The organism is Streptomyces endophytica (assembly GCF_026153355.1).
Classification (GTDB): Bacteria; Actinomycetota; Actinomycetes; order Streptomycetales; family Streptomycetaceae; genus Streptomyces; species Streptomyces endophytica.
Window position 1 is genome coordinate 4,721,041 of record NZ_CP110636.1, and the last position, 25,518, is coordinate 4,746,558.

Genomic DNA, 25,518 nt, shown 5'->3' on the forward strand with positions numbered 1-25,518 from the left:
CGTAAGGTCTGCGTCAGTACGTGGAGTGGCGGAGACCGCCTGCTCGGCGGTCTCCCGCACGGGGTGCTTCGGCATGCCCGTTTCCTGACCGCCGTCGGTCGCCGTCACCTGACAGGCAGCGAAGAAGGAGCCTCCCCAGTGTTGGAGCACGGCGCAGCCCCGCCCGCAGGGGCCAGCGACACCCGGCCGCCCTCTCCCGGCGGCCCCGGCGGCCTCGGCACCCGGCTGATGCGGCGCAAGCCGGTCGAGCGGCTGGTCGCCGAGGGCGGCAAGGGGCAGGGCGGTGAGCTCCGCCGCTCGATGGGCGTCTGGCAGCTGACCATGATCAGCATCGGTGCCACCCTCGGCACCGGCATCTTCGTGGTGCTCGGCAACGCGGTCCCGGACGCCGGCCCCGCGGTCGTGATCTCCTTCGTGATCGCCGGCATCACCGCGCTGTTCTCGGCGCTGTCCTACGCGGAGCTGGCCGGCACCATCCCGGTCTCCGGCTCCTCGTACTCCTACGCCTACGCCACCCTCGGCGAGCTGGTCGCCTGGGTCTGCGGCTGGTGCCTGCTCCTGGAGTACGGCGTCTCGGTCGCGGCCGTCGCGGTGGGCTGGGGGCAGTACCTCAACGAGCTGCTCGCCGGCACGATCGGCTTCACCCTCCCCGACGCGCTGTCCCAGCCGCCCGGCGACGGCGGCTACTTCAACCTGCCGGCGCTGCTGGTGGTCCTGCTGGCCATGGCGTTCCTGCTGGGCGGTGCCAAGGAGAGCGCCCGGGCCAACACCATCATGGTGCTGGTCAAGATAGCCGCGCTGCTGCTGTTCTGCGGCGTCGCGTTCCAGGGCATCAAGTCCGGCAACTACGCCAACTTCATGCCGATGGGCATGGCCGGTGTGAGCGCCGCGGGCGCCACCCTGTTCTTCTCGTACATCGGCTTCGACGCCGCCTCCACGGCCGGCGAGGAGGCCAAGAACCCGCAGCGTGACCTGCCCCGCGCGATCATGCTCTCGCTGCTGATCGTCACCGCGCTGTACTGCCTGGTCGCGGCGATCGCCGTGGGCGCCATGCCGTGGCAGAAGTTCAAGGGCTCCGAGGCCGCGCTGGCCGGGATCTTGACGGCGGTCACCGGGCAGAGCTGGTGGGCCGTGCTGCTCGCGTTCGGCGCGGTCATCGCCATCGCCAGCGTCGTGCTGACCGTGCTCTACGGCCAGACCCGCATCCTGTTCGCGATGTCCCGCGACGGCCTGGTGCCGAAGGCGTTCGCCAAGGTGCACGCCAAGAGCGGGGTGCCGCGGGTCAACACCGTGATCGTCTCGCTGTTCTGCGGCGTGCTCGCCGCCGCGGTGCCGCTGGGCCAGCTGGCCGACGCCACCAGCATCGGCACGCTGTTCGCCTTCGCGCTGGTGAACGTGGCGGTGATCGTGCTGCGCCGGACCCGCCCGGAGATGACGCGCACCTTCCGTACGCCGCTCTCCCCGCTGTTCCCGGCGATCGGCTTCCTGCTCTGCCTCTGGATGATGTACAACCTGGAGGCCGTGACCTGGGTGGTCTTCGGTGTCTGGATGGTCGTGGGCCTTGTGGTCTACTTCGGTTACGGCTTGCGCCGCTCCCGATTGGCCACGTCAGAGAAGTGATCCACCCGCAGTGCGACTGAACGATCTCGACGAACGCATCGTCCACGCCCTCGCCGAGGACGCCCGCCGCAGCTATGCCGACATCGGCCAGGAGGTCGGGCTGTCCGCCCCGGCCGTCAAGCGCCGGGTGGACCGGCTGCGGGCCGACGGCGCGATCACCGGCTTCACCGTACGGGTGGACCCGGCCGCGCTCGGCTGGGAGACCGAGGGGTTCATCGAGATCTACTGCCGCCGGAACACCTCGCCCGAGGCGATCCACCGCGGTCTGTCGCGCTACCCGGAAGTGGCGTCCGCCTCCACCGTCACCGGTGAGGCGGACGCCGTCGTCCAGGTCTTCGCCTCCGACATGCGCCACTTCGAGCGGGTGCTGGAGCGGATCGCCGGCGAGCCGTTCGTGGAACGGACCAAGTCCGTCCTGGTGCTCTCCCCGCTGCTCCGCCGGTACGGCTCGGGCGCGCCCCGCTAGGTGTGCTGTCCCCTGGGCCGGGGTCGGAAAGGCCCCGGCCCTCCCGGACCTCTGCGCCCGGCTCCGCCGGCACCCGCGGCGGGGCGCCGCGGGTCCTCGCTTCGGTGGTCGTGCCGCCGAGCCTGCTACCTCCAGCGGACTTGAGGTCAAGCGCCGGAGCCACCGGAGCGCGCCCGGGTCCGCAGGCCGGCCACCGCGGCGATCCCCGCCACCAGCACCACGCCCGCCGCGATCCGGTACCCCAGCGCGGTGGCCTCGGTGAACGCGGTGGTCACCGCCGCGCCCTGCCCGGTGCCCGCGGCGAACCGCACCGACAGCACGGTCCCGACCACGGCGATCCCCAGCGCCGCCCCCAACTCCCGTGCCGCGCCCTGGAGTCCGGAGCCCATCCCCGACCGGTGGGCCGGCACCGACGCCACGATCGCATGCGACAGCGTCGGCATCGCCAGCCCCGCACCCACCGACATCACCAGCAGGAACACCAGGTACAGCGGATACGGGGTGCCGGCGTCAGCGGTGGACATCAGCAGCAGGCCCACCACGATCAGGCCCAGCCCGGTACCCACCGCTGCGGCCTCACCGGCCCGCTGCGCCCAGCGCATGCCGTACCGCGTCACCGCCATCATCCCGAAGGCCAGCGGCACGATCGCGAAGCCGGTCTGCAGCGGCGAGTAGCCCTTCACGTACTGCAGGAACTGGGCGTTGACGTAGAACAGCGCGAACATCCCGAAGAACGTCACGGCGATGCCCAGGGTGCCGGCCCGCAGCCGGGGCAGCCGGAACAGCCGGGGGTCCAGCACCGGATGCGCGGCCCGCAGACCGTGCCGGACGAACACCGCGAACACCACCAGCGCCAGGGCGAAGGCCCCCGTCACCGCGGCCGAACCCCAGCCCAGCCCCGGCCCCTCGATGATGCCGAAGAGCAGCGCGGCCGCCCCGAGGACCAGCAGCGCCGAGCCCGGCAGGTCCAGCGCGGCGGTCTGCCTCGGGACCCGCGGCGCGGTCGCGGCGACCCAGACCAGCAGGCCCAGCCCGAGCGGCACGTACGCCCAGAACAGCCCCTGCCAGGGCAGGTACTGAAGGATCAGCGCGCCGCCCGCGTTGCCCGCCATGCCGCCGATGCCGAGCGCCGCGCTCCAGGCGGCGACCGCCCCGGCCCGGCGGTCCGGCGGTGTCGCGTGCAGCAGGACGGACATGGTCGCCGGGACCAGCAGCGCGGCGCCCGCACCCGAGACGGCCCGGCCGGCCAGCAGCGCCGGCAGGGAGCCCGCCAGCGCGCTGAGCAGGGCGCCCGTCGCGAAGACGGCGAGCCCGGTGAGCAGCACGCCCTTGCGGCCGTAGCAGTCGCCCAGCGCCCCGGCGGGGATCAGCAGCCCCGCGAAGACCAGCACGTAGGTGTCGACGATCCACAGCAGCTGGGCGGCGGACGGATGCAGTCCGCTCGCCGCTATCCGGGGGATCGCGAGGTTCATCGCGGCCACCAGGGACTGCGCGACCAGCACGCAGACGCACATCGCGGCCGTCACCGACCGCCGCCGGGAGGGCCTGCCGGGTGGCGTGCGAAGGGAATCGGACGGTGGAGACGGAGACAGCGTCGAGGTCATGGGCGGGACGCTAGAGTCCCCGTGGATTAACCTCAACTGCAAGGTGTGCACTCCATGATTGCGCGAAACGCAAACATCGACCTCAACCTGCTGACGGCCCTCGACGCGCTGCTCGAAGAAGAGAGCGTGACCGCGGCCGCCGACCGCCTCGGGCTCTCCGGACCGGCCATGAGCCGCGCCCTCGGACGGATCCGCCGCACCCTCGGCGACCCGGTCCTGGTCCGCGCCGGCCGCCACATGGTCCCCACCCCGCGCGCCCTGGAGATCAGGGCCGAGGTGCGCCGGCTGGTGGAGGGCGCCCACGGCGTGCTCACCCCGGCCACCCCCGCCGACCCGGCGCAGCTGGCCCGGGCCTTCACCATCAGCGCGAACGACCTCTTCGTCACCGCCGTCGGCCCGCGCCTCGTCGCCCGGGTCGCCGAGGAGGCGCCGCAGGTCGTGCTGCGCTTCCTGGGGGAGAGCCACGTGGACCTGCCGCTGCTCCGGGACGGTGCCGCGGACCTGGAACTCGGGGTGATCGACAGCACCGAACCGGAGATCCGTACCGAGGAGCTGTTCACCGACCGCGGGATGGCGGTGGTCCGCGACGGCCACCCGCTCACCGAGGGCCGGCTCACCGCCCGCCGCTACGCCGACGCCCCGCACCTCAACTTCACCCGCCGCGGCCGGCTCACCGGCCCCATCGACACCGCACTGGCCGCCTCGGACTGCGCCGCAAGGTGATCGCCACCGTCCCCACCTTCGCCGCCTCGCTGATGATGGTCCGGGACACCGACGCGGTCGGCTTCGCCAACGAGGTGATCGCCGCCTCGACGGTCCGCGCCCTGGGCCTGCGCACCCTCCCCATCCCGCTGGAACTCCCCGACATGACCATGGAAATGGCGTGGCACCCCCGCCAGGAGGCGGACGCCGGCCACGTCTGGCTGCGCGGACTCGTCCGCCGGGTGGTCGGGGAAACCATCGCCGCCGGGCCCCCGCCGGAGGCCCGGTGACCTCCGGCGCAATGAATCGCCGCGGAGGCGCTTGAACGCGCAATGAATCGTCCGGCCGCACGCAACGGTGGCGCCTTGTCCGGAATCGTCACCGCCCCGTACCGTCAATGCGTCCCGCCCGAACCGTCCGCCGAGGGGTCCCATGACATCGCTGCACACCGCCCTGCTCCAGAGTTCGGGCCGGCCCGGCGATGTCGCCCACAATCTGCAGGTGCTCCAGGACGCGGCCCGCGCGGCCGCCGCGCAGGGCGCCGGGCTGCTCGCCGCGCCCGAGATGTTCCTCACCGGCTACGCCATCGGCGCCGACGTGCCCAAGCTCGCCGAGCCCGCCGACGGCCCCTCCGCGGCCGCCGTCGCCCGGATCGCCGCCGACCACGGCCTGGCGATCGCCTACGGCTTCCCCGAGCGGGACGGCGACACGGTCTACAACGCGGTCCAGCTGATCGACGCCGGGGGCGAGCGCCTCGCCACGTACCGCAAGACCCACCTCTTCGGCTGCTTCGAGCGCGAGTGGTTCACGCCGGGCGACCGGCCGGTCGTCCAGGCAGAGCTCGGCGGCCTCCGGGTCGGCCTGATGATCTGCTACGACGTGGAGTTCCCGGAGAACGTCCGGGCGCACGCGCTGGCCGGCACCGACCTCCTGCTGGTGCCCACCGCGCAGATGCACCCGTTCCAGTTCGTCGCGGAATCGCTGGTCCCGGTCCGCGCCTTCGAGAACCAGATGTACATCGCGTACGTCAACCGCACCGGTCCGGAAGGGGAGTTCGAGTTCGTCGGGCTCTCCACGCTGGCCGGTCCGGACGGCGTCGCCCGGGCCCGTGCCGGCCGCGGCGAGGAGCTGGTCTCCGCCGCCGTCGATCCGGAGTTCCTCGCCGCCTCCCGCGAGACCAACCCCTACCTGCGCGACCGCCGCCCGGAGCTGTACGCGTCCCTCGTCTGACCCTCCCCCACCGCCCTGCCTCCGCCCCGCCTTCAGCTTTCCCTGCAAGGAGTCCGTACCCCATGACGTCCACGGTGCCCCCCGCCGTCCCGCACACCGAAGCGCAGCCGCCGATCACCATGTTCGGCCCGGACTTCCCGTACGCGTACGACGACTTCCTCGCCCACCCGGCGGGCCTCGGCCAGATACCGGCGACCGAGCACGGCACCGAGGTCGCGATCATCGGCGGCGGCCTCTCCGGCATCGTCACCGCCTACGAGCTGATGAAGATGGGCCTCAAGCCCGTCGTCTACGAGGCGGACCAGATCGGCGGCCGGCTACGGACCGTCGGCTTCGACGGCTGCGACGAGAGCCTGAACTGCGAGCTGGGCGCGATGCGGTTCCCGCCGTCCTCGACGGCGCTGCAGCACTACATCGACCTGGTGGGCCTGACCACCAAGCCGTTCCCCAACCCGCTGGCCGAGTCCACCCCGTCGACCGTCGTCGACCTCAAGGGCGAGTCGCACTACGCCGAGACCCTGGACGACCTGCCCCCGGTCTACCGCCAGGTCGCCGAGGCGTGGAACGCCTGCCTGGACGAGGGCGCCGACTTCTCCGACATGAACCAGGCCATGCGCGAGCGCGACGTGCCGCGCATCCGCGAGATCTGGGCGAAGCTCGTCGAGAAGCTCGACAACCAGACCTTCTACGGCTTCCTCTGCGACTCCGACGCCTTCAAGTCCTTCCGCCACCGCGAGATCTTCGGCCAGGTCGGCTTCGGCACCGGCGGCTGGGACACCGACTTCCCGAACTCCATCCTGGAGATCCTGCGCGTCGTCTACACCGAGGCCGACGACCACCACCGCGGCATCGTCGGCGGCTCCCAGCAGCTGCCGCTGCGCCTCTGGGAGCGCGAGCCGGCCAAGATCGTGCACTGGGCGCCGGGCACCTCGCTGTCCACCCTGCACGACGGGACGCCGCGCCCGGCCGTGACCCGGCTGCACCGCACCGCCGGCAACCGCGTCACCGTCACCGACGCCTCCGGCGACATCCGCTCCTACAAGGCGGTCGTCTTCACCGCCCAGTCGTGGATGCTGCTGTCCAAGATCGCCTGTGACGACGAGCTGTTCCCGATCGACCACTGGACGGCGATCGAGCGCACCCACTACATGGAGTCGTCCAAGCTCTTCGTCCCCGTCGACCGGCCGTTCTGGCTGGACAAGGACGAGGACACCGGCCGCGACGTGATGTCCATGACGCTGACCGACCGGATGACCCGCGGGACCTACCTGCTGGACAACGGCCCGGACCAGCCGGCCGTCATCTGCCTCTCGTACACCTGGTGCGACGACAGCCTCAAGTGGCTGCCGCTGGACGCCAACGAGCGGATGGAGGTCATGCTGAAGTCGCTCGGCGAGATCTACCCGAAGGTCGACATCCGCAAGCACATCATCGGCAACCCGGTCACCGTCTCCTGGGAGAACGAGCCCTACTTCATGGGCGCGTTCAAGGCCAACCTGCCCGGCCACTACCGCTACCAGCGGCGGCTGTTCACCCACTTCATGCAGGACCGCCTCCCCGAGGACAAGCGCGGCATCTTCCTCGCCGGCGACGACATCTCCTGGACCGCCGGCTGGGCCGAGGGCGCGATCCAGACCGCGCTGAACGCGGTGTGGGGCGTGATGCACCACCTCGGCGGCACGACCGACGCCACCAACCCGGGCCCGGGCGACGTCTACGACGAGATCGCCCCGGTCGAACTGCCGGAGGACTGACCCCCGGTTCCTCCCCCGGGGGCTTCCCCCGCCACGAGCCCGCGCGGGCGGCCGGTCACACCCCGGCCGCCCGCGCCGCCGTGTGGACCTCCGCCGCGAGGTCCTTGAGCTCCTCGGCGTCCCGGGCGTGGCCCTGCAGGTCGATCAGGATCTCCTCCACGCCCACCGCGGCGTGCGCGGCCAGATCCTCGACGATCTGCGCCACGCTGCCCTGGAACGGCTTGCGGTCCGGGCCCTCGTAGGGAGCGCCGGTGTGCGTGGTGTTCACCCGCAGCACGCTCTGCACCGGCTCCTTGCGGCCCCGTTCGGCGGCCACCTCCTGCAGTCGCTTCCACTGCTTGGCGAGCTGCTCCGCTCCCATGCCGACGGGCATCCAGCCGTCCGCCCGGTCCACCAGCCGGCGCAGCGCCCGCGGGCTGTTGGCGGGCAGCAGGATCGGTAGCGGCCCCTTCGGCTTGGGTCCGACCTCGGACGGGGCGATGGTGGTCAGCTCGCCGTCGTACGCCACCGGGTCCGGGCCCCACACCGCGCGGCAGACGTCGATCAGCTCGTCGAGGACCTTGCCGCGCTTCTCGAACGGGGCGACCGCGGCGGCCGCGTACTCGTCCAGCGACCAGCCGGTGCCCAGGCCCGCGACCACCCGACCGCCGCTCGCCGCGTCCAGCGAGGCCAGCCCGCGGGCCAGCTGGAACGGCACGTGCAGCGGGGCGACCAGCACGCTCGTGCCCAGCCGGGCCCGCCGGGTGGCGCCCGCGGCCAGGGCCAGCGTCACCAGCGGGTCGGCGACCGAGCGGTACTGCTCGGGCCAGGGCAGCCCCGGGATGTTGTACAGGCCCTGGGTGGCGGGCTCCGGGAACAGGATCCGCTCGAAGACCCACAGGCTCTCGTAGCCGGTCTCCTCCGCGGCCCGGGCCACGTCGGGAACGTCCCGCCCGATGTCGTACTGCCGCATCTGCGGAAGGCTCAGACCGAGTCGGATGGCCATGCAGCGCACTCCTTCGTGGGGTGTCAGATGTCGCGTCGTTGCGTTCCGCTGTCCCTCTGAACCGTCAACCTACCTTCCGCACACGGGAGTTCACAGGTGCTGACCAGGGGCACCGCGGACGGGGTCAGCCGGGCAGCGGGGTCAGCAGCATCCGGCCCACCAGGCCGACGCCGGCGTCCAGCCGCTCGGTGAACTCCTCCGCCACCTCCGGCAGCCGGCGCACGCTCCACAGGGCCCGGGCCGCCACCCAGGCGCCGTCCCGGGCCTTGTCCAGGCTCCAGGAACCGATCAGATGGGTCAGCGGGTCGGCGATGTCGAGCAGGTCGGGGCCGGGCATCAGCTGCTCGCGGATCCGTTCCTCCAGGCTCGTCAGCACCCCGCCCACCCGGTCGAAGTCGCCCTCCAGCGCCGCCGGTTCGCAGGCCAGCGCCCGGCAGGTGTCCAGTACGGCGAGTGCCAGGTCGTGGCCGATGTGCGCATTGATCCCGGCCAGGGCGAACTGCAGCGGGTGGACGTCGGGGTGGCGGCGCAGCTGGAACAGCGGACGCCAGCAGGCCGGTGGCCGCAGCCCGGCGGCCGCGGCGTCCACCGCGGCGAAATAGCGCCGGGCGAACCGGACGTCGAGCTCCCCGGCGGCCGCCGGGTCCCGGAAACCGCCGTCACCGAGGCGCCGCGCCACCGCCTCGGTGACGGTCAGGTACACGCCGTTGAAGACGGCCACCCCGTCCCCGTCGGGCAGTGCCGCGTCCAGTGCCCGCATCCGCGCCAGCACCCCGGCCACGTCCCCGGGCGGCGCCTGGCGGGGCGCCGCGGAGCCGATCCGACCCGGTTCGCCGGATTCCTGAATCGTCGTCATCTGCCCAGCGTGGCAGCTGCCTTGCGGATATCCGCGTTTCCCGGGCGGCGTTGACCGGATCGGGGTAATAATCGGCGCGCCCTCTTGTGGCTCTCCGGAGAGCCACAAGAGCGGCAACGGCCTTTGAGAAACCCATATCTTTTCGCGATCCAGGAAGCGCCGCGGTGAACGTGGTGCAGAATTCCGGAGGTTGGCGCATGTCCCGAAGACGTTCCGCGGTACTCACCGCCCCGCTCCTGGCGATAGCGGCGCTGCTGACCGCAGCCGCCCCCGCTCCGGCCGCTCCGGCCGTGCCCGCCGACAAGTCCCGGGTGCTGGCGAACTGGACCCAGACCAGCGCGGCCAGTTACACGCAGTGGTCCGCCGCCCGGGACCACCGGTCGAAATGGTCCGCCTACCGCTTCAACTGGAACACCGATTACTGCTCCAAGTCGCCCGACAACCCCCTCGGCTTTCCCTTCCACCTCCGCTGCGCGCGCCATGACTTCGGCTATCGCAACTACAAGCGGATGGGCACCTTCAAGGCGAACAAGGCGCGACTGGACAAGGCGCTCTACGAGGACCTGAAGCGGGTCTGCGGGGGCTACTCGGGCGCCCGCAAGGCCTCCTGCAAGGCGCTGGCCTGGACCTACTACCAGGCGGTGAAGAAGTACGGCCGCTGAGGCCCGGGTGCCCGGGGACCTCGTGGTACGGCGGAGCACGGCTCCCGGGGGCGTTCCCCCGGTCCTGGTCGTACGGCGAGGTCCCCTCGTCCGGCGGCGGCGCCCCGGTCGGCAGACGCGGTTTGTCCTGACGCAGCCGTTCGACTATGAATCACCTCGGCTCTGTGACGTGCAGGGCGTCACGGAAGTGGAGAGTGATCATGGCCGGCTTCGGGTGGAAGCTTCACGGGGACGGGCGGCACCTGAGGCCGGGGGAGGTGGTCCGGCCCGGCGAGCGCCTGACCTGGGGCCGCACCATCGCGCTCGGCGCCCAGCACGTCGTCTCGATGATCGGCGCGTGTTTCGTCGCCCCCGTGCTCATGGGGCTGGACCCCGGCCTCGCCCTCATGGCATCGGGCGTGGCCACGGTGCTCTTCCTGGTGATGACCCGCGGACGCATTCCCAGCTACCTGGGTTCGTCGCTCTCCTTCGTCGGGGTGTCCGCCGTGATCGCCGGTCAGGGCGGAGACGCCGGCACGCTGACGGGCGCGATGCTCGTGGTGGGTGCCTGCCTGGCGGGCTGCGGAATCGTCATTCACGTCCTCGGCGCCCGGGTGATCCACGCGGTGCTGCCGCCCGTGGTGACCGGCGCGGTCGTGATGCTCATCGGCTTCAATCTCGCCCCGGTGACGGCGTCCACGTATTGGCCGCAGGATCAATGGACGGCTCTGGCGACCATGCTGTTCACTGGTCTCGCCCTCGTCGTCCTGCGGGGGTTCTGGTCGCGCATTGCCATTTTCCTGGGCCTGGTTTTCGGGTACGTCCTGTCCTGGGTTCTCGACCGCACCGCGGGAATGATTCATTCCGCGAATGGTGCGGGGAAGGTGACGGATCACTGGCGCATTGATTTCTCCGGTGTGCAGAAGGCCGACTGGATCGGCCTCCCGACCTTCCACGCCCCGAATTTCTCGGCCTCCGCAATTATCGTGGCGCTGCCCGTGCTGGTGGCACTGGTCGCGGAGAATGCCGGACACGTCAAGGCGGTCGGGGAAATGACCGGCGACCCCCTCGACGACAAGATGGGCATGGCCATCGTCGCCGACGGCACGGCCACCGTTCTCTCCACGGCGGTCGGCGGTCCCGCCACCACGACGTACGCCGAGAACATCGGCGTGATGGCGGCCACCCGGGTCTATTCCACCGCCGCCTATTCCGCGGCCGCGGCCTTCGCCGTGCTGTTCGGCCTGTGCCCGAAGTTCGGCGCGGTGGTGGTCGCGATCCCCGGCGGGGTGCTGGGCGGCATCACGGTCATCCTCTACGGCATGATCGGCCTGCTGGGCGCCCAGATCTGGATCCGGAACGGGGTGGACTTCACCGTGCCGCTGAACCTCATCCCCGCGGCGGCCGGCATCATCATCGCCATCGGCGGCGTCTCGCTGAAGTTCACCGCGCACTTCGAACTCGGCGGCATCGCCCTCGGGACGCTCATCGTGCTGACCGGCTACCACTCCCTGCGCTGGCTCTCCCGGGCCGCCGGGCAGGGGCGCATGCCGCTCCTCGACGCGGGGACCAGCGACTACGACGGGTCCGCCGACCGTAATGACGGGTCCGCCGGCCGGAGCGACGGGTCCGCCGACCGGAACGACGGACAGGCGCCCTGACCGTCCGGTGCCTGCCGTCCGGTGCCGTCCGGTGTCGAACGGAGATCCGGTAGCGGGAGAGGTGCCGGAAGAGGTGCCGAAAGAGGCGCCGAAAGAGGGGAGTTAGCTCCCCTGCGTCCGCGGTGTGCCTCAGGGATGCTTGATCCACCTACCGCTGACAGGAAACGAGGCGACGATGAACGAGCTTGCTGCCGAGGCGGGCCTGCGGCCCGGATGGGGTGGGTCCGCCGCCCTGTTAGGGCGAGGCGTGGTGCTGACCGGACTGGCGCTGACCGAGGCCCTGCTCCTGGTCTGGGTCACCCTTGTGGTGTGTCTGGCCTGTGTCGGCGTCGGGATCCCGCTGCTTCCGAAGGCGTTGGACACCGTGCGCGCCGACGCGCGGCTCCAGCGCAGGCTCGCGCTGGGGTGGACGGGGGTGCGGGTGCCCGAGCCGTACGCGCCCGAACCGCCGGTTCAGGCCCGGCTGTCGGGCCTGCGCCGGGTGCACCGGATGATCGGCGATCCGGCCACCTGGCGTGATCTGCTCTGGCTGCTGATCAACCCCTGCATCGGACCGGTGCTGGCGCTGCTGCCGGCGGTGGCCCTGGCGCACGGGCTGTTCGGGCTGATCCTGCCGTTCATCTGGCAGCCGGTGGTGGAGAGTTGGGACAACACCTGGTTCCTCTTCCTGCCGGTCGCGAGCCTGCCCGCGGCGATCGGGGCGGCCGCCCTGGGCGTGGTGGAGATCGTGGTCTCGCTGCGGTACCTGCCCCGGCTGATGCTGCCGCTGCACGGCCGCTGGGTGCGCGCCGTACTGGGCACCTCCCGGACCGTGTTATCGGCCCGCGTCGACCACCTGACGCACTCACGGTCGGACGCGATGCGCATGCAGGCCGGGGAGATCCGCCGCATCGAACGCGACCTGCACGACGGGGCGCAGGTGCGGCTGGTCGCCCTCGGCATGACGCTCTCGGCGGCCGAGTCCCTGCTGGAGGAGAACCCGCAGGCGGCGCGCGCCCTGCTCCTGGCGGCCAAGCAGGATTCCACCAAGACGCTCAACGAGATCAGGGACCTGGTCAACGGCGTCCACCCGCCGGTGCTCGCCGACCGCGGGCTGGTCGACGCGGTCCGCACCCTCGCCCTCGGCATCCCGCTGAAGATCCAGGTCGCCGGTTCCCTGCCGGGACGGCTGCCGGAGCCGGTCGAGTCCGCCGCGTACTTCTCCATCGCCGAACTCCTCGCCAACGTCACCAAGCACGCGGGGGCCCGTGAGGCGCACGTCGACATCCGGCACGCCGACGGTGCGCTGCGCGTCGCGGTGCACGACAACGGCGGGGGAGGGGCCGACCTGCGGAAGGGCAACGGTCTGAAGGGGGTCGAACGCCGGCTGGCGGTCTTCGACGGCCCCCTCGCCATCACCAGCCCCGACGGCGGACCCACCACGGTGGCCTTCGAGATCCCCTGCGACATCGCCGACCCGACCGACGACCGAGCGGCGACGATGTGACGGTCGCGCCCCGGGGAGCGGCCCCTGCGTACCGAGGGGGGTGCTCCCCGCCGGCCCGAGGGAAGGGTGGCATGCACATGGCGTTACCTCGGTGCGGATCCGTCCGTGCGGCGCGGTGGGCCGCGGGCGATCCGGCACGGGCGGTCCGCGGCTGGCTGGTCGTCGTCGGTCTCGCGGTCTCGTTCGGCGCCCTGGTCCGGCCGTTCGGCGTGGCCGGCCGGTTCGGGCCCCTGTTGGCGCTGCTGGCCCTGGTCACCGGTGCCCTCGCCACGGCCGCCGGGCCGCGCCCGCGGCACCTGGCGACGCTCGGCTGGGGCGGGGGACTGGCGGCGCTCGGCTGTCTGGTGACGCCGGGCGGCGCCCCGGCCGCCGCGGTGGTGGCCCTGGTCGGCCTGGTGCTGGGCCTGGACCTGGTCCCCGCCCACGTACGCCGGTACCGGGAGGAGAGCGCCCGCGGGTACCGTCCCACCGCGGCGCTCACCATCGCGGCCGGCACCTCCGGGCGGGCCGTGGTGCGCTGCGCCGGGCTGGTGCTGCTGACCGCGGCCGGGCTCGCGGCGACCGGGGCGCCGGTGCTGCCCGGCGTCGCGGTCGGGACGGCGGTGGTGGCCGTGGTGGCGACGGTGACGGCGACCGTCGCGGTGCCCGCCGTCCTCGTGCTCGGCGAACAGTGCCGCCGCGCCGCTCCGCGCCGCCCGTCCCGCCGGCCCGGGGCCTCCGGGTGTCCCGGCTGCGCCGCGCGGTGATCGGCCGGGTGACGGACCGCGCGCCGGCCGCCCTCGTCCTCACCGCCGGGGTGCTCGCCGTCCTCGCCGGGGCGTTGCCCCGCGCCGCCTCCGGGGCGCCGTGGCCCTGGTCGGCCGGGGAGTGGTCCTGCTGGCCCTCACCGCGGCCGGCGCCGCGCTCGCCCTGCGGTCCTGGGTCCTCGGTCCGCTGCTCGTCCTCTCCCAGGCCCTGCTGCTCTCCGTGACCGGGGCGGTGCTCGGCGAGCTGGCGCCCGCGCTGGTCGCACCGGCCGGGCAGGGCGCGCCGGCGGGCCGGTGGGCACCGGTGGCCGGCTGGCTGGTGCTGTCGGCGCTCGCCCTGCCCCGGCACGTCCGGGCGGCGGGACGGATCCGGGAGAACCGGCGCCTGGGCATGCCGGCCGGCGCCGCCGCCCAGGACGGCTGCTGCCGCGCCGGGTTCCCCCTCGCCGCGGTGGCCGCCGTCCTGGTGGCGGCCGGGTGCCTCCCGGGTGCCGGGCCGATGGCCCCGATGCGGTCGGCGGCCGTGGTGGCCGTGGTCTCCGCCGTCGCCGTCGAACTGCTCGTCGGCCTGGTCGCCCTGCCCGCCTGGTGCGCCTGGCGCGGGGAGTACGGCGATTGCGGGGATTCGGGCGGTGGCCCGGCGGGCTTCCTCGGACGGATCACCGGCCGGCCCACCGCGACGCGCACCGACCGGCTGTTCTCCGGGCGGACCCGGCCCGCGTACCCGGTGAGCGGACCGACGGCCGTGCTCAGCCGTTCGTCAGTCCCGCGTCAGCGCGCTTGAGCATAGTGAGGAGGACCACGCCGGCAGGCGAGAGGACGAGGGGCGGCCCATGAGTAACCCGTTCGACGATGCGGAAGGCACCTTCCACGTGCTGGTCAACGACGAGAACCAGCACAGCTTCTGGCCGGCGTTCGCCGAGGTCCCGGAGGGCTGGCGGCCGGTGCTCTCCTCGGTGACCCGGCAGGAGGCCGCCGGTTACGTGGAGGAGCACTGGACGGACCTGGACCCCGCCCGCCTCGGTTCCCGGGGAGCCTGACGACGTGCCGGACACGACGGCGGCCATCGAGGTCGAGGGACTGCGCAAGAGCTACAAGGACGTCGAGGTGCTGCGCGGGGTGGACCTGCGGGTGCCGGCCGGCAGCGTACTGGGGCTCCTCGGTCCCAACGGCGCGGGGAAGACCACCACCGTGCGCGTGCTCAGCACCCTCGTGCGGCACGACGCCGGCACCGTCCGGGTCGCCGGGTACGACGTGGCGGGCGAGGCCCGGCAGGTGCGGCGCCGGATCGGGCTGTCCGGCCAATACGCCGCGGTGGACGAGCAGTTGACCGGCTGGGAGAACCTGACGCTGCTCGGGCGGCTGCTCGGGATGAGCCGCCGGGACGCCCGGGCCCGGGCCGGGGAACTGCTGGAACGCTTCGGCCTCGGCGCCGCGGCCGGACGGCCGCTCGGCACCTACTCCGGCGGGATGCGCCGGCGCCTGGACCTGGCCAGCACCCTGGTGGGCCACCCGGAGGTCATCTTCCTCGACGAACCCAGCACCGGCCTCGACCCGGCCAGCCGGATCGCCCTGTGGGAGGTGGTCAGGGAACTCGTGGCGCAGGGCGTCACCGTCCTGCTGACCACGCAGTACCTGGAGGAGGCCGACCAACTGGCCGACCACATCTCGGTGATCGCGGACGGCGTGGTGGTGGCCGAGGGCACCGCCGACGCGCTCAAGCGCAAGGTCGGTCAGGAGCGGCTGGAGATCACCCTCGCCGACGCGGCGGGCCTGGCCACGGCCCGCCGGACCCTGCGCACGGTGGTGACCGGCGAACTGACACAGGACGCCCAGCGCGGCGTGCTCGGGTGGCAGCTCGACGACGGGCTCGCCGGCATCGCCGCCGCCGCGTCGGCGCTCCACGAGGCCGGGATCGAGGTGGTCGACTTCGCGCGGCGGCGCCCGTCGCTGGACGACGTGTTCCTCGGCCTGACCGGCCGGCAGGCCGACGGCGGGCCGGGGTGAACCGGGCCGTGGCGGAAGCCCCCGTGTGCCGGGTGTGGTGGTCCCCGGTGGTCGACGACCCGGCGGCCCGGGCCCTGCTCGACGCGGACGAGCGCGCCCGCCGCGAACGGCTGCACCAGGCGGCGGACCGGGCCCGCCTGACGACCGGACGGGCGCTGATCAGGACGGTGATCGGCCGGATCACCGGGACACCGCCGCGGCGGGTGCCGCTGCACCGCCGGTGCCGGCACTGCGGCGGCCCGCACGGCAAGCCGTTCGTGCCCGGTGCCGGGGTGCGCTTCTCGCTCGCCCACACCGGTGGCCGGGTGGTACTCGCCGTCACCGAGGGCCCGGAGCCCGGGGTGGACGTGGAGCGGGTCCCCGGCCGGTCCGTGCGGCGGCTGGCCCCGCGGGTGCTGGCCGAGGACGAGTACCGCGTCTTCCAGGCGCTCCCCGAGCACCGGCGGGACCGGGCCTACGCGGTGTACTGGACGCGGAAGGAGGCGCTGCTGAAGGCGGTCGGCCTGGGCATCGTCGTGCCCAAGCGCGACATCACGGTGTCCGGCCCGGGCCGCTCGGCGGCGCTCGTGGAGTGGCGGGGACCGTACGCGGCCGGGCCGTTCGCCCTGTTCGACCTGGAGCCGGGCCCCGGGTACGCCGGGGCGCTGGCGGTGTGCGGCCGCTCGGCGCGGGTCGAGGAGCGGTTCCTGGAGCACCCGCTCGACGACGGCTGAGAGGCGGTCCGGCGACGCCGGCCGCCTCCTGACGACGCCGCGTCAGCTACCGGTCAAGTCCTTTGCGGAACAGGCATTTTGACGGAACGTCAGGTCACTGTCGTCTGGGGCAGGCGCGCGTCGATGGCCGCGTCCTGGGTGAGGATCGCCCGCTGCAGGCTCCGCAGCTTCCGGCCCGGTTCCACGCCGAGCTCGTCCTGCAGCCAGGAGCGGACCCGCTGGAAGGTGGCGAGGGCCTCCTGCTGCCGGCCGGAACGGTAGAGCGCGACCATCAGCAGCTCCGTCAGGCGCTCGCGTTCGGGGTGCTCCAGGGCGAGTTGCTCCAGCCCGTTCACCACGCGGTAGCCGCCGCTGAGCAGCTTGGCCTCGTAGAGGTCCTCAAGAGTGCTCAGGCGCTGACTGGCCAGCCGGCTCATCTGGTTCTGACAGCGCAGGCCGCCCAGTACGTCGAGCAGCGCGTCCCCGCGCCACAGGGCGAGCGCCTCCTCCAGCGCGGCGACGGCCTCGTCGGGCGCGTGGGGGAGCAGGGCCGCCCCCTGGGCGGCGAGCGTGTCGAAGCGGTGGGTGTCGACCCGGGCCGGCGGGACGTCCAGCAGGTAGCCGTTGGCCGAGGTGCGCACCATCAGGGTGCCCGGCGTCCCGGTGATCCGTTCCAGGGCGTCGCGCAGGCGGTGGACCCCGGCCTGCAGCGCGTTCTTCGGGTTCTTCCAGGGCCGGTCGGTGAGGAGTTCGTCAATGAGGAAGTCGATGGAGACGACCTCTCCGGCGGAGAGGGCGAGCACGGCGAGCAGGGCCCGGGCACGGTTCGGCCCGACGCCGTAGGACCTCCCCCGATGGGCGACCTGTAAGGGGCCCAGTAATCCGACCGACACCTCGCCCGTGTCCATGTTGTCCCCGTTCAGGATGTGCGGAGCCATCTGTTTTCCATTCTTCTTCTCCCGGTGGTCAGCGTTCGGCGCCTACTCCCTGTACTCGGCATGCGGCGTCTTCCCCCTGTACTCACTTCGGCGTCGCCGGACGGGCGCAATCGTGTGATGTCGCCTGGTCGTTGCGGGTGCAGAACGGCGCATGCGCGGGCATGCGACCAAGAACCACTACTTCCCCCGGAAAAACGGACGGGAGAATTCCGTGCGAGGGGCGATGAGGTCAGGCTCGCGAACGAGCGAGCCTCCGGGAGATTCCCCACTGGACAACGGTCCGGCGTTGCTGCATGAGCTGGTCCCCCCTGAGCCTGAGCTGCTGACCATCACCGTGCGCGTACTACGTGCTGAGCGTGGGTCCATGCTTTTCGGCCACGCCAAGCTAACACACGCCGTACTGGTCAGTGATATCGCGCGAGAGGTGCTTTTGCCTTCCCCTTACGGAAAATCCCGGGACGGCCGCCGCCACGGGTGACGGGACGGACCGGTCCGTCCGGGGCCGGGGAAGGCGGGGGTCGGCGGACCCGGGCGGGAGCGCCGGCGCCCCGCGCGGCGGCGAGGTTGCGGAAGGATGGATTCTCCTTGGCCGCGGCCTTTCCCCGTCCCCCGGAGAGAAAAGGCGCGTGGTGGCTCGAAATGGGTCCGGGGACGGCCGGGGTGCCGGACGATCGCCCGGGAATACCACCGGCCGTCGATCGGCGTGGTCAGTGCTCAGTCAGTGCCTCGTCAATCGGCGCGATTACTTTGGGCGCCGTTCCCCGCACCCAATTCGGGGACAGTCGGGCTCGAAAGGAGTCGGCGGGCTGTGACCTCAATAGCCGAGGTATCCACGCACTGGCCGTCACCGGTTTCCCTCGCGGAGCGCCAGCACGACCTGGGACTGACGGACGCGGAACTGCGCCGCTACATCCGGGGGTTCGGACTTTCCCGGATCTGCTGGGACGAGGAGGTCACGGAGAAGGAGTTGCTCCTCTCCGCCCTGGAGAAACTGCCGTCGCTGCGCGGCGCGGAAGAACGGGTGCGTTTCCTGATACGCGCCAGGACCTTGCGCGCGCCGTCGCCGTATCCGCACAGCGCGCTCCAGGAGATCCGGCGCGAGGCCGGTCTGCGGCACGCCCGCACCTTCGCGCTGACCGAGCACGCCTGCGCCTCCGGCCTGCTGGCGGTGGAGGTCGCGGGCATGCTGCTGGCGGAGGAGGGCGACCCCGAGGCGCTCGCGCTGATCCTGACCGGGGAGAAGGCGCTGACCCGGGAGACCCAGTTCGTGCCCGGGGTGGGCGCCACCGGCGAGGCGACCGCCGCGGTACTGGTGGCGGCGTCCGGGACCAGGGACCGGGTACGCGGCTTCGCCACCCGGACCGTGTCCACCGGCCACCCGAAGATGGTGATGACGCCGGAGGCCGCCCGGGCCTTCCGCGGGATGTACGCCGACGTCCTCACCGAGGTCATCGGCGAGGCCGTCGACGCCGCCGGGCTGACCATGGACGAGATCGCCCTGGTGCTGCCGCACAACGTGAACCGGGTCGCGTGGACGAAGCTCGCGGACCGGCTGGGCACCCGCACCGAACGGGTGCTCCTGGACAACGTCCCGCGCACCGGGCACTGCTTCGGGGCCGACCCGTTCGTCAACTACGTCACGGCCTGCGAGCTGGGCAGACTCCGCCCCGGTGACCACTACCTGATGGTGGCCGTCGGGCTCGGGGCGTGCTTCGCCGCGATGGTCGTGGAGCACTGAGCACCCCGGGTGTACGGGGAGGACGGAGAAGCGGTGGAGGAGAACTTCAGCCGGCGGCTGAAGACCGCGGTGGCCGGTGACCCGGGCGCGTCCCTGGTGTTCCTGGGCAACTTCGAGGTCGAGGAGGAGTGGGCGCGCGGCGAGACCGGACTGCCCCGGCTCTCGTCGGCGGGGAACAGTGCCGTGGTCAACCGCATGGAGGAGTTCGCGCTGCTGCTGGGCGACGCCGACGACCACGTCGTCCTCAAGGCCCGGCCCGACGAGGACTACCTCGACCACCTGCGCCGACTGGGGCTGTCCCTGCCCACCGTGCACGTGGTGGCCGGCCAGCGGCCCGACCACCTGGTCACCCGGGACGCCCTGGCGGACGACGCGCTGATCGCCGGCCTCGGCGAACTGGCCGACCGGGGCGCGCTGCTGGCCCCGCACGGCGTCTCCGCCCTGGAGGAGGAACTCGCCGCCCGGGCCCGGCTCCCGCTGGCCGCCCCGCCGGCACCGCTGTGCAAGGCGGTCAACAGCAAGGTCTACAGCCGGCGCGCCGCGGACGCGGCCGGGCTGCGGCAGCCGCGCGGCTGGGCCTGCGAGACGCTCGACGCGCTCGACGCCGCGCTGGCGCACGCCGCCGAACTGTGCGAACAGGGCGTCACCTTGATGGTCAAGGAGGCGTTCGGCGTCTCCGGCAAGGGCATCGCGGTCGTCGACAGCCGGCGTCGGCTCGACCGGCTGCACACCATGATCACCCGGTCCGCCCGCGCCGCCGGCTCGGACCGCGCCGCCTTCGTGATCGAGGAGCGGGTGGCCAAGGACCGGGACCTCAACTACCAGATCACCGTGGGCCGGGACGGCAGCGTGCGGCTGGACTTCGTCAAGGAGGCCCTCACCGAAGGCGGCGTGCACAAGGGCCACCGCTTCCCGCCCGACCTGACGACACGTCAACTCGACGAGATCCGGCACGCCGCCCGGCTGCTCGGCAAACAGCTGGCGTCCGACGGCTTCTTCGGCGTGGCCGGCATCGACGCGATCGTGGACACCGACGGCGGCGTCTTCCCGGTGATCGAGATCAACGCCCGCAACAACATGTCGACCTACCAGGTCCGGCTCCAGGAACGGGTGCTCGCCCCGGGACAGTCGGCACTCGCCCGCCACTACCCCCTCCGGCTGCGCCGGGAGCTGCCGTTCGCCGCCGTGCGCCGGCTGCTGGACGGCCTGCTGCTGCCGGCACCGGGCGAGGAGGGGCTGGTCGTCAACAACTTCGCCACCGTCAACGCCGGCGCCGGCTCCGGGCCCTACCAGGGGCGGCTGTACGGACTGCTGGTCGGCGCCCCCGAACGGCTCCCCGCGCTGGACGAGGCCGTCTCGAAGCAACTGGCCACCCTGACCGAGGAGCCCGCCGATGTCCGCTGAGTTCACCGTGCAGAACCTGGGGATCACCACCCTCGCCGAGCGGTTCGGCACCCCGCTGTACCTCTACGACGGCGACCGCCTGACCGGCCGCATGGACGCCCTCCGCGAGCTGCTCCACCCCCGGCTGGAGATCTTCTACTCGCTCAAGGCCAACCCGAACGTCTCCGTCTGCGCCCTGCTGCACGCGCACGGCGCCCGGGCCGAGGTCTCCTCGCTGACCGAGCTGCTCACCGCACGGGCGGCCGGGGTGGCCGCCCGCGACATCGTCTTCCTCGGCCCCGGCAAGAGCCGCGAGGAACTCGGTGCCTGCCTCCGCCACGGCGTGTACGCGGTCATCTGCGAGTCCTTCCAGGAACTGGCGGCGATCGAGGAGCTGGCCGACGAACTCGGCCTGACCGCTCCGGTCGCGCTGCGCGTCAACCCGAGCTTCACCGTGAAGGGTTCGGGGCTCACCATGGGCGGCAAACCCCGCCAGTTCGGCATCGACGAGGACCAGCTGCTGGGATCGGAGCCGCTGGGCAAGGGACTGGCACACGTGCGGCTGATGGGCGTGCAGGTGTACATGGGCACCCGCATCCTCAGCGAGGAGGCCGTCGTGCTCAACACCGAGCGCATCCTCGACCTCGCCGAACGCGTCGCGGCGCACCACGGCTTCCCCCTGGAGACGGTCGACGTCGGCGGCGGCCTCGGCGTCGCCTACTTCGACGGCGAGCGCGACCTGGACCTGGCGCGCCTGGCCGCCGGCGTCAACCCGGTCCTGGACGCCTTCGCCGAAGCCCACCCCGACACCCGGCTGATCATGGAACTCGGGCGCTACCTGGTGGCCGAGAGCGGGACGTACGTGGTCCGGGTCGGCTACACCAAGACCTCGGCCGGGGAGAACTTCGCGGTCGCCGACGGCGGCACCAACCACCACATGGCCGCCGTGGGCATCGGGTCGTTCGTCAAGCGGAACTTCCCCATCGAACTGCTCAACCGGCCCGGCACCGGCGCCACCGAACCGTGGAACATCACCGGACCGCTGTGCACGCCCAACGACACCCTCGGCAAGAAGGTGCCGCTGCCGCCGCTGCGGACCGGTGACCTCCTCGGCGTGCGCCGGTCCGGCGCGTACGGCCCGAGCGCCTCACCGGTGTTCTTCCTCTCCCACGGCCACCCCGCCGAGGTGCTGGTCCACCGCGGGCGGGCGCACCTCGTCCGGGACGCCGACACCCCAGGGACCTGCTGGCCCGCCAGCACCTCTACGACCCCGCCTCGTCCGCCGTGCGCTCCCCGCTCGACTCGCTCCCCACCGCCTAGGCCCGGCACCCGGGCCGGCCCCTACCGAAGGACACGGACATGACCGAAGCGACCATCCAGCAGCCCGCGACCGAGCAGGACCGGGTCACCGCCGCCGTCACCGAAGCCCTCGGCGACGTCCTCCAGCGCGAGCTGACCGGCCTGGAGCCCGGCACCAGGCTCTTCGACGAACTCGGCCTCGACTCCACCGGCGTGCTCGACCTGCTGCTCGCCCTGGAGGAGCTGCTGGACTGCGAGTTCGACACGGAGAACCTGGAGATGAGCCACTTCGCCACCGTCGGCTCGCTGACCGACCACCTCACGGGCGAGCTGAGAGCGCAGCGGTGACGCTCGCCCTGACGGTCTCCGCGATGGCGCACCGCCGCTTCCCGGCCGGGGCCACCCGCCCCGGCGCCGCCGACGACGACCGGTACCACGCCAAGGTCGCCGCCGCGGCCGGCGTGCCCCTGCGGGACGCCACCCGGCCGACCGTCACCGGATCCACCTTCGAGGAGATGGCGGTCGCCCTGCTGGACCCGCTCGGCGCCCAGGACCACCCGGTCGACCTGCTGTTGCTGGCCTACGCGACGCCCGACCTCACGCCCCTGACGCTCACCGGGCCCACGCTGGCCGCCCGACTGCCCGGCCGGCCCCGGCTCTTCGGGATCACCGACACCGGCGTCTCGGCGCCCTTCACCATGCTGGCGCTGGCCCGCTCCAGCGTGCTCCGCCACCGCCTCCGGCGGGTGCTGGCGTTCGCCTTCGACCGGTCGGACCTGCCGCACGACCCTCCGCTGCCACCGGACCGGCGGGTCGCGGGCGACGCCGCGGTGGCGCTGGTCGTCGAGCCGGCGCCGGACGGCGCCCCGGACGCGCTCCGGGTGCGCCAGCGGTCGGGCGTCCCCGCCGAGGAGGTGCCGCGCACCCTCGACGCCCTCGCGGCCGAACTCGCGGCCGACGGCGCCTCCACGATCCTGGTCGGCGCCGGGGTGGGGGAGCGGTGGCAGCCGCGGATCCCGCACTCCGCGCTCCGGCACACCCCGCAGGGATGGCCGTGCACCGCGCTGTTCGGCGCGCTGGCCCGACTGCGCCCGGCCCCGGACGACGCCCCGGTGCTGCTCGCCGAGTACGACCGCTCCCTCGGTGACCTGTCGGTCTGCCGGGTCGGCCCGGTGGCCGCATGAGCGCCGCGACCGGCGTGAGCGCCCCGCCCGGCCACCAGCGCCTGTACGCCGCGGCCCGGGACGAGGGACCCGCGGCGGCCCTGCGCGCCCTGCTGACCCGGCACGGCCCGCACGCCCTGGACGGCGGCGCCGCCGGCCACGCCGTCCTGCCGGAGCCCGCGGGCCCGGTGGACGGCCGGGTGCTGCGCCACTACCCGCCGCCCGCCGGACCCGTGGTCCTGGTACGGCGGGTACGGGACGCCGCGCGGCCCGCCCCGCCCGATGCACCGTCCCTGCTCTGGATCCGGCTCGGACTCACCGCCGGACTCCGCACCGCCACTCTCGCCCGGCTGGGCGAACGCGCCAGTGGGGACGGCACGATCCTGATGCACCAACTGGTCAAGGCCCAGGCCGCGGAGGCGTACGCCGGCGAGCTGGAGCTGACGGCGCACGCCGCCTCGCTCGCCCCGGCCGACGCGACGACGGCACGGCTGCGGCACCTGCACTCCCAGGTCACCCGCACCGACCGGGCATGGCTGCGGCTGCTGGGCGCCCACGGATTCCTGCGCACCGGCCCCGGCGGCGTCGCCGAGGTCTCGGAACTGCTGGCCGATGTCTACCTTCCCGCGGAGGAGGAACGGTGAACGGTGACGCACGGCTGGCCGCGCTGCGCGACCTGGCCCGCGAGTGGGGCGACCAGTTCCGCGCCGCCGCACCGGAGCTCGACCGGGACCCGGACGCCGTCCACCGCTACCTGGACCTGCCCGGGGTCCGCCACCTCAGCACCTACGGCACACCGCGCGAGTACGGCGGCCGGCCGCTGCGGGTGGGCCCGTACGCCTTCGAGGGCACCGGCGCCGTGGAACACGTCGTGCTGCTGGAGGAACTGGCGCGCGGCGACGCGGGGCTGACCCTCGCCGCGCCCGGTCCGTCGATGTCGGGCGTGCTGGTGGACAAACTGGCCGACCCGGCGCAGCGCGCGGAGTACTACACCCGGATCGTGAGCGAACCCATCTGGACCTGCTTCGCGTTGACCGAGCCCGGCCACGGCTCCGACGCCTCGGCGATGGAGACCACGCTGCGCCCCGGCGCCGACGGCCGGTTCGTCCTGAGCGGCCGCAAACGCTACGTGGGCAACGCCGCCCGCGCCCAGGTCGCCGTGGTCTTCGCCCGCACCGGCAGCGGACCGCTCGGCGTGACCGCCGTCCTGGTGGACACCGGGTGCGCCGGCTACCGGGCCGAGCCGCTGGACACGCTCGGACTGCGCGGCGCGCAACTGGGCGCGGTCACCCTCGACGACCTCCCCGTCGAACCCGAGCGGGTGCTCGGCCGGCACCTGTCGCCGGTCCGCCGCGGCATGTGGGCCTGCGTCCAGGTCTTCAACCGGCTGCGCCCCGGGGTGGCGGCACTGGCCCTCGGCATCGCCGGCGCGGCCCATGCCTACGTCGTCGAACAGCGGCCGGCCGCCCGGGGCGCCGCCCGGGACCGCATCGAGGAGCTGGGCCACCGGATCGCGGCCACCCGGTCCCTGGTGCTCCGGGCCGCCGCGGAGGTGGACGCCACCGGCGACGGACACCTCGCCTCGGCCGCCAAGGCGCGGGCCTGCGCCCTGGCCGAGGAGGTCACGCTGGCCGGCTGCGAGCTGCTGGCGCCGGCCGCCCGGGCGAGCCACCCGCTGCTGGACAAACTGGCGCGGGACGCACGGGGCGTCGAGTTCATGGAAGGCACCCGCAACATCCAGCACCTCAACCTCTTCCCGGGGCTGCGCGCCGGGCGGGCCGCGGGGTGACCGCCGCGGTCAGGAATGGTTGAGATACGTCAGGACCGCCAGCACCCGGCGGTTGTCGTCCTTGGACGGCGGCAGATCCAGTTTCTGCATGATGTTGCCGATGTGTTTGGTGACCGCCTTCTCCGTGATGACGAGCAGGGCGGCGATCGCGGCATTGGACCGGCCCTCGGCCATGCCGTGCAGGACGTCGCGCTCCCGGTCGGTCAGGCGGGTGACCTTCTCGTCCCGCCCGCTGCCGGACATCATCGCGGTGACCACGTCCGGGTCCATCACCGTGCCCCCGCCGGCCACCTGGCGCAGCGCCGAGACGAACTGCGTGGCGTCGAAGACCCGGTCCTTCAGCAGATAGCCCACGCCGCCCTCGCCGTCCGCGAGCAACTCCCGCGCGTAGAGCTGGTCGACGTACTGCGACAGCAGCAGTGACGGCTGGCCGATGTGGCGGCGGCGGGCCTCCAGCACCGCGCGCAGCCCCTCGTCGGTGTGGGTCGGCGGCATCCGGATGTCCGCGAGGACCAGGTCGGGGCGTTCCACGTCCAGCGCCCGGACCAGCTCCGGGCCGCTGCCGACGACCGAGACGACCTCGAAACCGTGCGGTTCCAGCAGCCGGATCAGACCCTCGCGCAACAAGAACTGGTCCTCGGCGAGCACGATGCGCATGGCTGCCTTCCCCCCATTCGGCCACCACCCGGACCACGACATCGGGCCGGGCCGCCCAGAACCTAGCAACGGCCTTGTAAGAGCGGCAAGTTGGCAAATTC

24 protein-coding genes and 2 pseudogenes are annotated in these 25,518 nt (G+C 72.9%); 21 read left to right on the top strand and 5 right to left on the bottom strand.

Annotated features, from left to right (window positions below):
* Positions 1–138: 138 nt before the first annotated feature.
* Together OJ254_RS21170 and OJ254_RS21175 are read left to right on the top strand one after the other, a co-directional pair.
* Entirely contained in the window at positions 139–1,620 is a 1,482-nt protein-coding gene (locus OJ254_RS21170; RefSeq protein WP_265363576.1) for an amino acid permease, read from the top strand.
* 10 nt (positions 1,621–1,630) lie between these two features.
* Entirely contained in the window at positions 1,631–2,086 is a 456-nt protein-coding gene (locus OJ254_RS21175; RefSeq protein WP_265363577.1) for an Lrp/AsnC family transcriptional regulator, read from the top strand.
* A gap of 146 nt (positions 2,087–2,232) precedes the next feature.
* Here the strand turns inward: OJ254_RS21175 and OJ254_RS21180 are convergent, their stop codons facing one another.
* On the bottom strand, positions 2,233–3,690 hold the full coding sequence (locus tag OJ254_RS21180; protein ID WP_265363578.1) for an MFS transporter: 1,458 nt from the start codon (positions 3,688–3,690) through the stop codon (positions 2,233–2,235).
* 54 nt (positions 3,691–3,744) lie between these two features.
* On the opposite strand from OJ254_RS21180, the gene OJ254_RS21185 reads away from it, so the two are divergent.
* From OJ254_RS21185 to OJ254_RS21195, 4 genes and pseudogenes are all read left to right on the top strand, one after another.
* Positions 3,745–4,413: a LysR family transcriptional regulator gene (locus OJ254_RS21185; RefSeq protein WP_341483636.1), complete on the top strand. Its 669-nt coding sequence runs from the start codon at positions 3,745–3,747 to the stop codon at positions 4,411–4,413.
* Positions 4,344–4,682: pseudogene (locus tag OJ254_RS31135) on the top strand (LysR substrate-binding domain-containing protein); the annotation flags it as partial. The gene OJ254_RS21185 and the pseudogene OJ254_RS31135, both read left to right, overlap by 70 nt.
* 142 nt (positions 4,683–4,824) lie before the next feature.
* Positions 4,825–5,622 carry a carbon-nitrogen hydrolase family protein gene (locus tag OJ254_RS21190; RefSeq protein ID WP_265363579.1) on the top strand — a complete coding sequence of 266 codons (798 nt, stop codon included), beginning with the start codon at positions 4,825–4,827 and terminating at the stop codon, positions 5,620–5,622.
* A 62-nt stretch (positions 5,623–5,684) separates the two neighbouring features.
* Entirely contained in the window at positions 5,685–7,376 is a 1,692-nt protein-coding gene (locus OJ254_RS21195; protein ID WP_261952600.1) for a flavin monoamine oxidase family protein, read from the top strand.
* A 55-nt stretch (positions 7,377–7,431) separates the two neighbouring features.
* Here OJ254_RS21195 and OJ254_RS21200 read toward each other — a convergent pair whose 3' ends face one another.
* Together OJ254_RS21200 and OJ254_RS21205 are read right to left on the bottom strand one after the other, a co-directional pair.
* A complete protein-coding gene (locus OJ254_RS21200; RefSeq protein ID WP_265363580.1) occupies positions 7,432–8,361 on the bottom strand; it encodes an LLM class F420-dependent oxidoreductase in 930 nt (309 codons plus the stop codon).
* A 124-nt stretch (positions 8,362–8,485) separates the two neighbouring features.
* On the bottom strand, positions 8,486–9,217 hold the full coding sequence (locus OJ254_RS21205; protein WP_265363581.1) for a DUF5995 family protein: 732 nt from the start codon (positions 9,215–9,217) through the stop codon (positions 8,486–8,488).
* Positions 9,218–9,414: 197 nt separating this feature from the next.
* On the opposite strand from OJ254_RS21205, the gene OJ254_RS21210 reads away from it, so the two are divergent.
* From OJ254_RS21210 to OJ254_RS21245, 8 genes are all read left to right on the top strand, one after another.
* Positions 9,415–9,879 carry a phospholipase gene (locus OJ254_RS21210; RefSeq protein WP_265363582.1) on the top strand — a complete coding sequence of 155 codons (465 nt, stop codon included), beginning with the start codon at positions 9,415–9,417 and terminating at the stop codon, positions 9,877–9,879.
* Positions 9,880–10,079: 200 nt separating this feature from the next.
* Positions 10,080–11,519 carry a uracil-xanthine permease family protein gene (locus OJ254_RS21215; RefSeq protein ID WP_265363583.1) on the top strand — a complete coding sequence of 480 codons (1,440 nt, stop codon included), beginning with the start codon at positions 10,080–10,082 and terminating at the stop codon, positions 11,517–11,519.
* Between the two features lie 175 nt (positions 11,520–11,694).
* Complete coding sequence (locus OJ254_RS21220) at positions 11,695–13,005, top strand: sensor histidine kinase (protein ID WP_265363584.1); 1,311 nt, start codon at positions 11,695–11,697, stop codon at positions 13,003–13,005.
* Between the two features lie 77 nt (positions 13,006–13,082).
* Positions 13,083–13,751 carry an MMPL family transporter gene (locus tag OJ254_RS21225; protein ID WP_265363585.1) on the top strand — a complete coding sequence of 223 codons (669 nt, stop codon included), beginning with the start codon at positions 13,083–13,085 and terminating at the stop codon, positions 13,749–13,751.
* A 100-nt stretch (positions 13,752–13,851) separates the two neighbouring features.
* A complete protein-coding gene (locus tag OJ254_RS21230; protein WP_265363586.1) occupies positions 13,852–14,535 on the top strand; it encodes a hypothetical protein in 684 nt (227 codons plus the stop codon).
* 49 nt (positions 14,536–14,584) lie between these two features.
* Positions 14,585–14,791: an MbtH family protein gene (locus OJ254_RS21235; protein WP_261952607.1), complete on the top strand. Its 207-nt coding sequence runs from the start codon at positions 14,585–14,587 to the stop codon at positions 14,789–14,791.
* Between the two features lie 4 nt (positions 14,792–14,795).
* The gene (locus OJ254_RS21240; protein WP_265363587.1) at positions 14,796–15,758 is read left to right on the top strand and encodes an ATP-binding cassette domain-containing protein; all 963 of its coding nucleotides are present in this window, start codon (positions 14,796–14,798) and stop codon (positions 15,756–15,758) included.
* A gap of 8 nt (positions 15,759–15,766) precedes the next feature.
* Positions 15,767–16,471, top strand: a complete 705-nt coding sequence (locus OJ254_RS21245) for a 4'-phosphopantetheinyl transferase family protein (protein ID WP_265363588.1) — start codon at positions 15,767–15,769, stop codon at positions 16,469–16,471.
* An 89-nt stretch (positions 16,472–16,560) separates the two neighbouring features.
* Here OJ254_RS21245 and OJ254_RS21250 read toward each other — a convergent pair whose 3' ends face one another.
* The gene (locus OJ254_RS21250; protein WP_265363589.1) at positions 16,561–17,388 is read right to left on the bottom strand and encodes an AfsR/SARP family transcriptional regulator; all 828 of its coding nucleotides are present in this window, start codon (positions 17,386–17,388) and stop codon (positions 16,561–16,563) included.
* An 808-nt stretch (positions 17,389–18,196) separates the two neighbouring features.
* On the opposite strand from OJ254_RS21250, the gene OJ254_RS21255 reads away from it, so the two are divergent.
* The 7 genes and pseudogenes from OJ254_RS21255 to OJ254_RS21285 all read left to right on the top strand — a co-directional run bounded on the left by OJ254_RS21255 (position 18,197) and on the right by OJ254_RS21285 (position 24,760).
* Positions 18,197–19,126 (top strand): 3-oxoacyl-[acyl-carrier-protein] synthase III C-terminal domain-containing protein, encoded by a 930-nt coding sequence (locus tag OJ254_RS21255; RefSeq protein WP_265363590.1) that lies wholly within the window; start codon positions 18,197–18,199, stop codon positions 19,124–19,126.
* 33 nt (positions 19,127–19,159) lie between these two features.
* The gene (locus tag OJ254_RS21260) at positions 19,160–20,530 is read left to right on the top strand and encodes a preATP grasp domain-containing protein (protein ID WP_265363591.1); all 1,371 of its coding nucleotides are present in this window, start codon (positions 19,160–19,162) and stop codon (positions 20,528–20,530) included.
* Positions 20,520–21,829 (top strand): annotated as a pseudogene (locus OJ254_RS21265) (type III PLP-dependent enzyme). The gene OJ254_RS21260 and the pseudogene OJ254_RS21265 overlap by 11 nt, the downstream one beginning before the upstream one ends.
* A gap of 39 nt (positions 21,830–21,868) precedes the next feature.
* Positions 21,869–22,156 (top strand): phosphopantetheine-binding protein, encoded by a 288-nt coding sequence (locus OJ254_RS21270; protein ID WP_265363592.1) that lies wholly within the window; start codon positions 21,869–21,871, stop codon positions 22,154–22,156.
* Positions 22,153–22,992, top strand: a complete 840-nt coding sequence (locus OJ254_RS21275) for a hypothetical protein (RefSeq protein WP_265363593.1) — start codon at positions 22,153–22,155, stop codon at positions 22,990–22,992. The genes OJ254_RS21270 and OJ254_RS21275 overlap by 4 nt, the downstream gene beginning before the upstream one ends.
* Positions 22,989–23,615: a hypothetical protein gene (locus OJ254_RS21280; protein WP_265363594.1), complete on the top strand. Its 627-nt coding sequence runs from the start codon at positions 22,989–22,991 to the stop codon at positions 23,613–23,615. Before OJ254_RS21275 ends, OJ254_RS21280 begins: the two co-directional genes overlap by 4 nt.
* Positions 23,612–24,760 carry an acyl-CoA dehydrogenase family protein gene (locus tag OJ254_RS21285; protein WP_265363595.1) on the top strand — a complete coding sequence of 383 codons (1,149 nt, stop codon included), beginning with the start codon at positions 23,612–23,614 and terminating at the stop codon, positions 24,758–24,760. The genes OJ254_RS21280 and OJ254_RS21285 overlap by 4 nt, the downstream gene beginning before the upstream one ends.
* A 9-nt stretch (positions 24,761–24,769) precedes the next feature.
* Here OJ254_RS21285 and OJ254_RS21290 read toward each other — a convergent pair whose 3' ends face one another.
* On the bottom strand, positions 24,770–25,417 hold the full coding sequence (locus OJ254_RS21290; protein ID WP_261952618.1) for a response regulator transcription factor: 648 nt from the start codon (positions 25,415–25,417) through the stop codon (positions 24,770–24,772).
* Positions 25,418–25,518 lie beyond the last annotated feature (101 nt).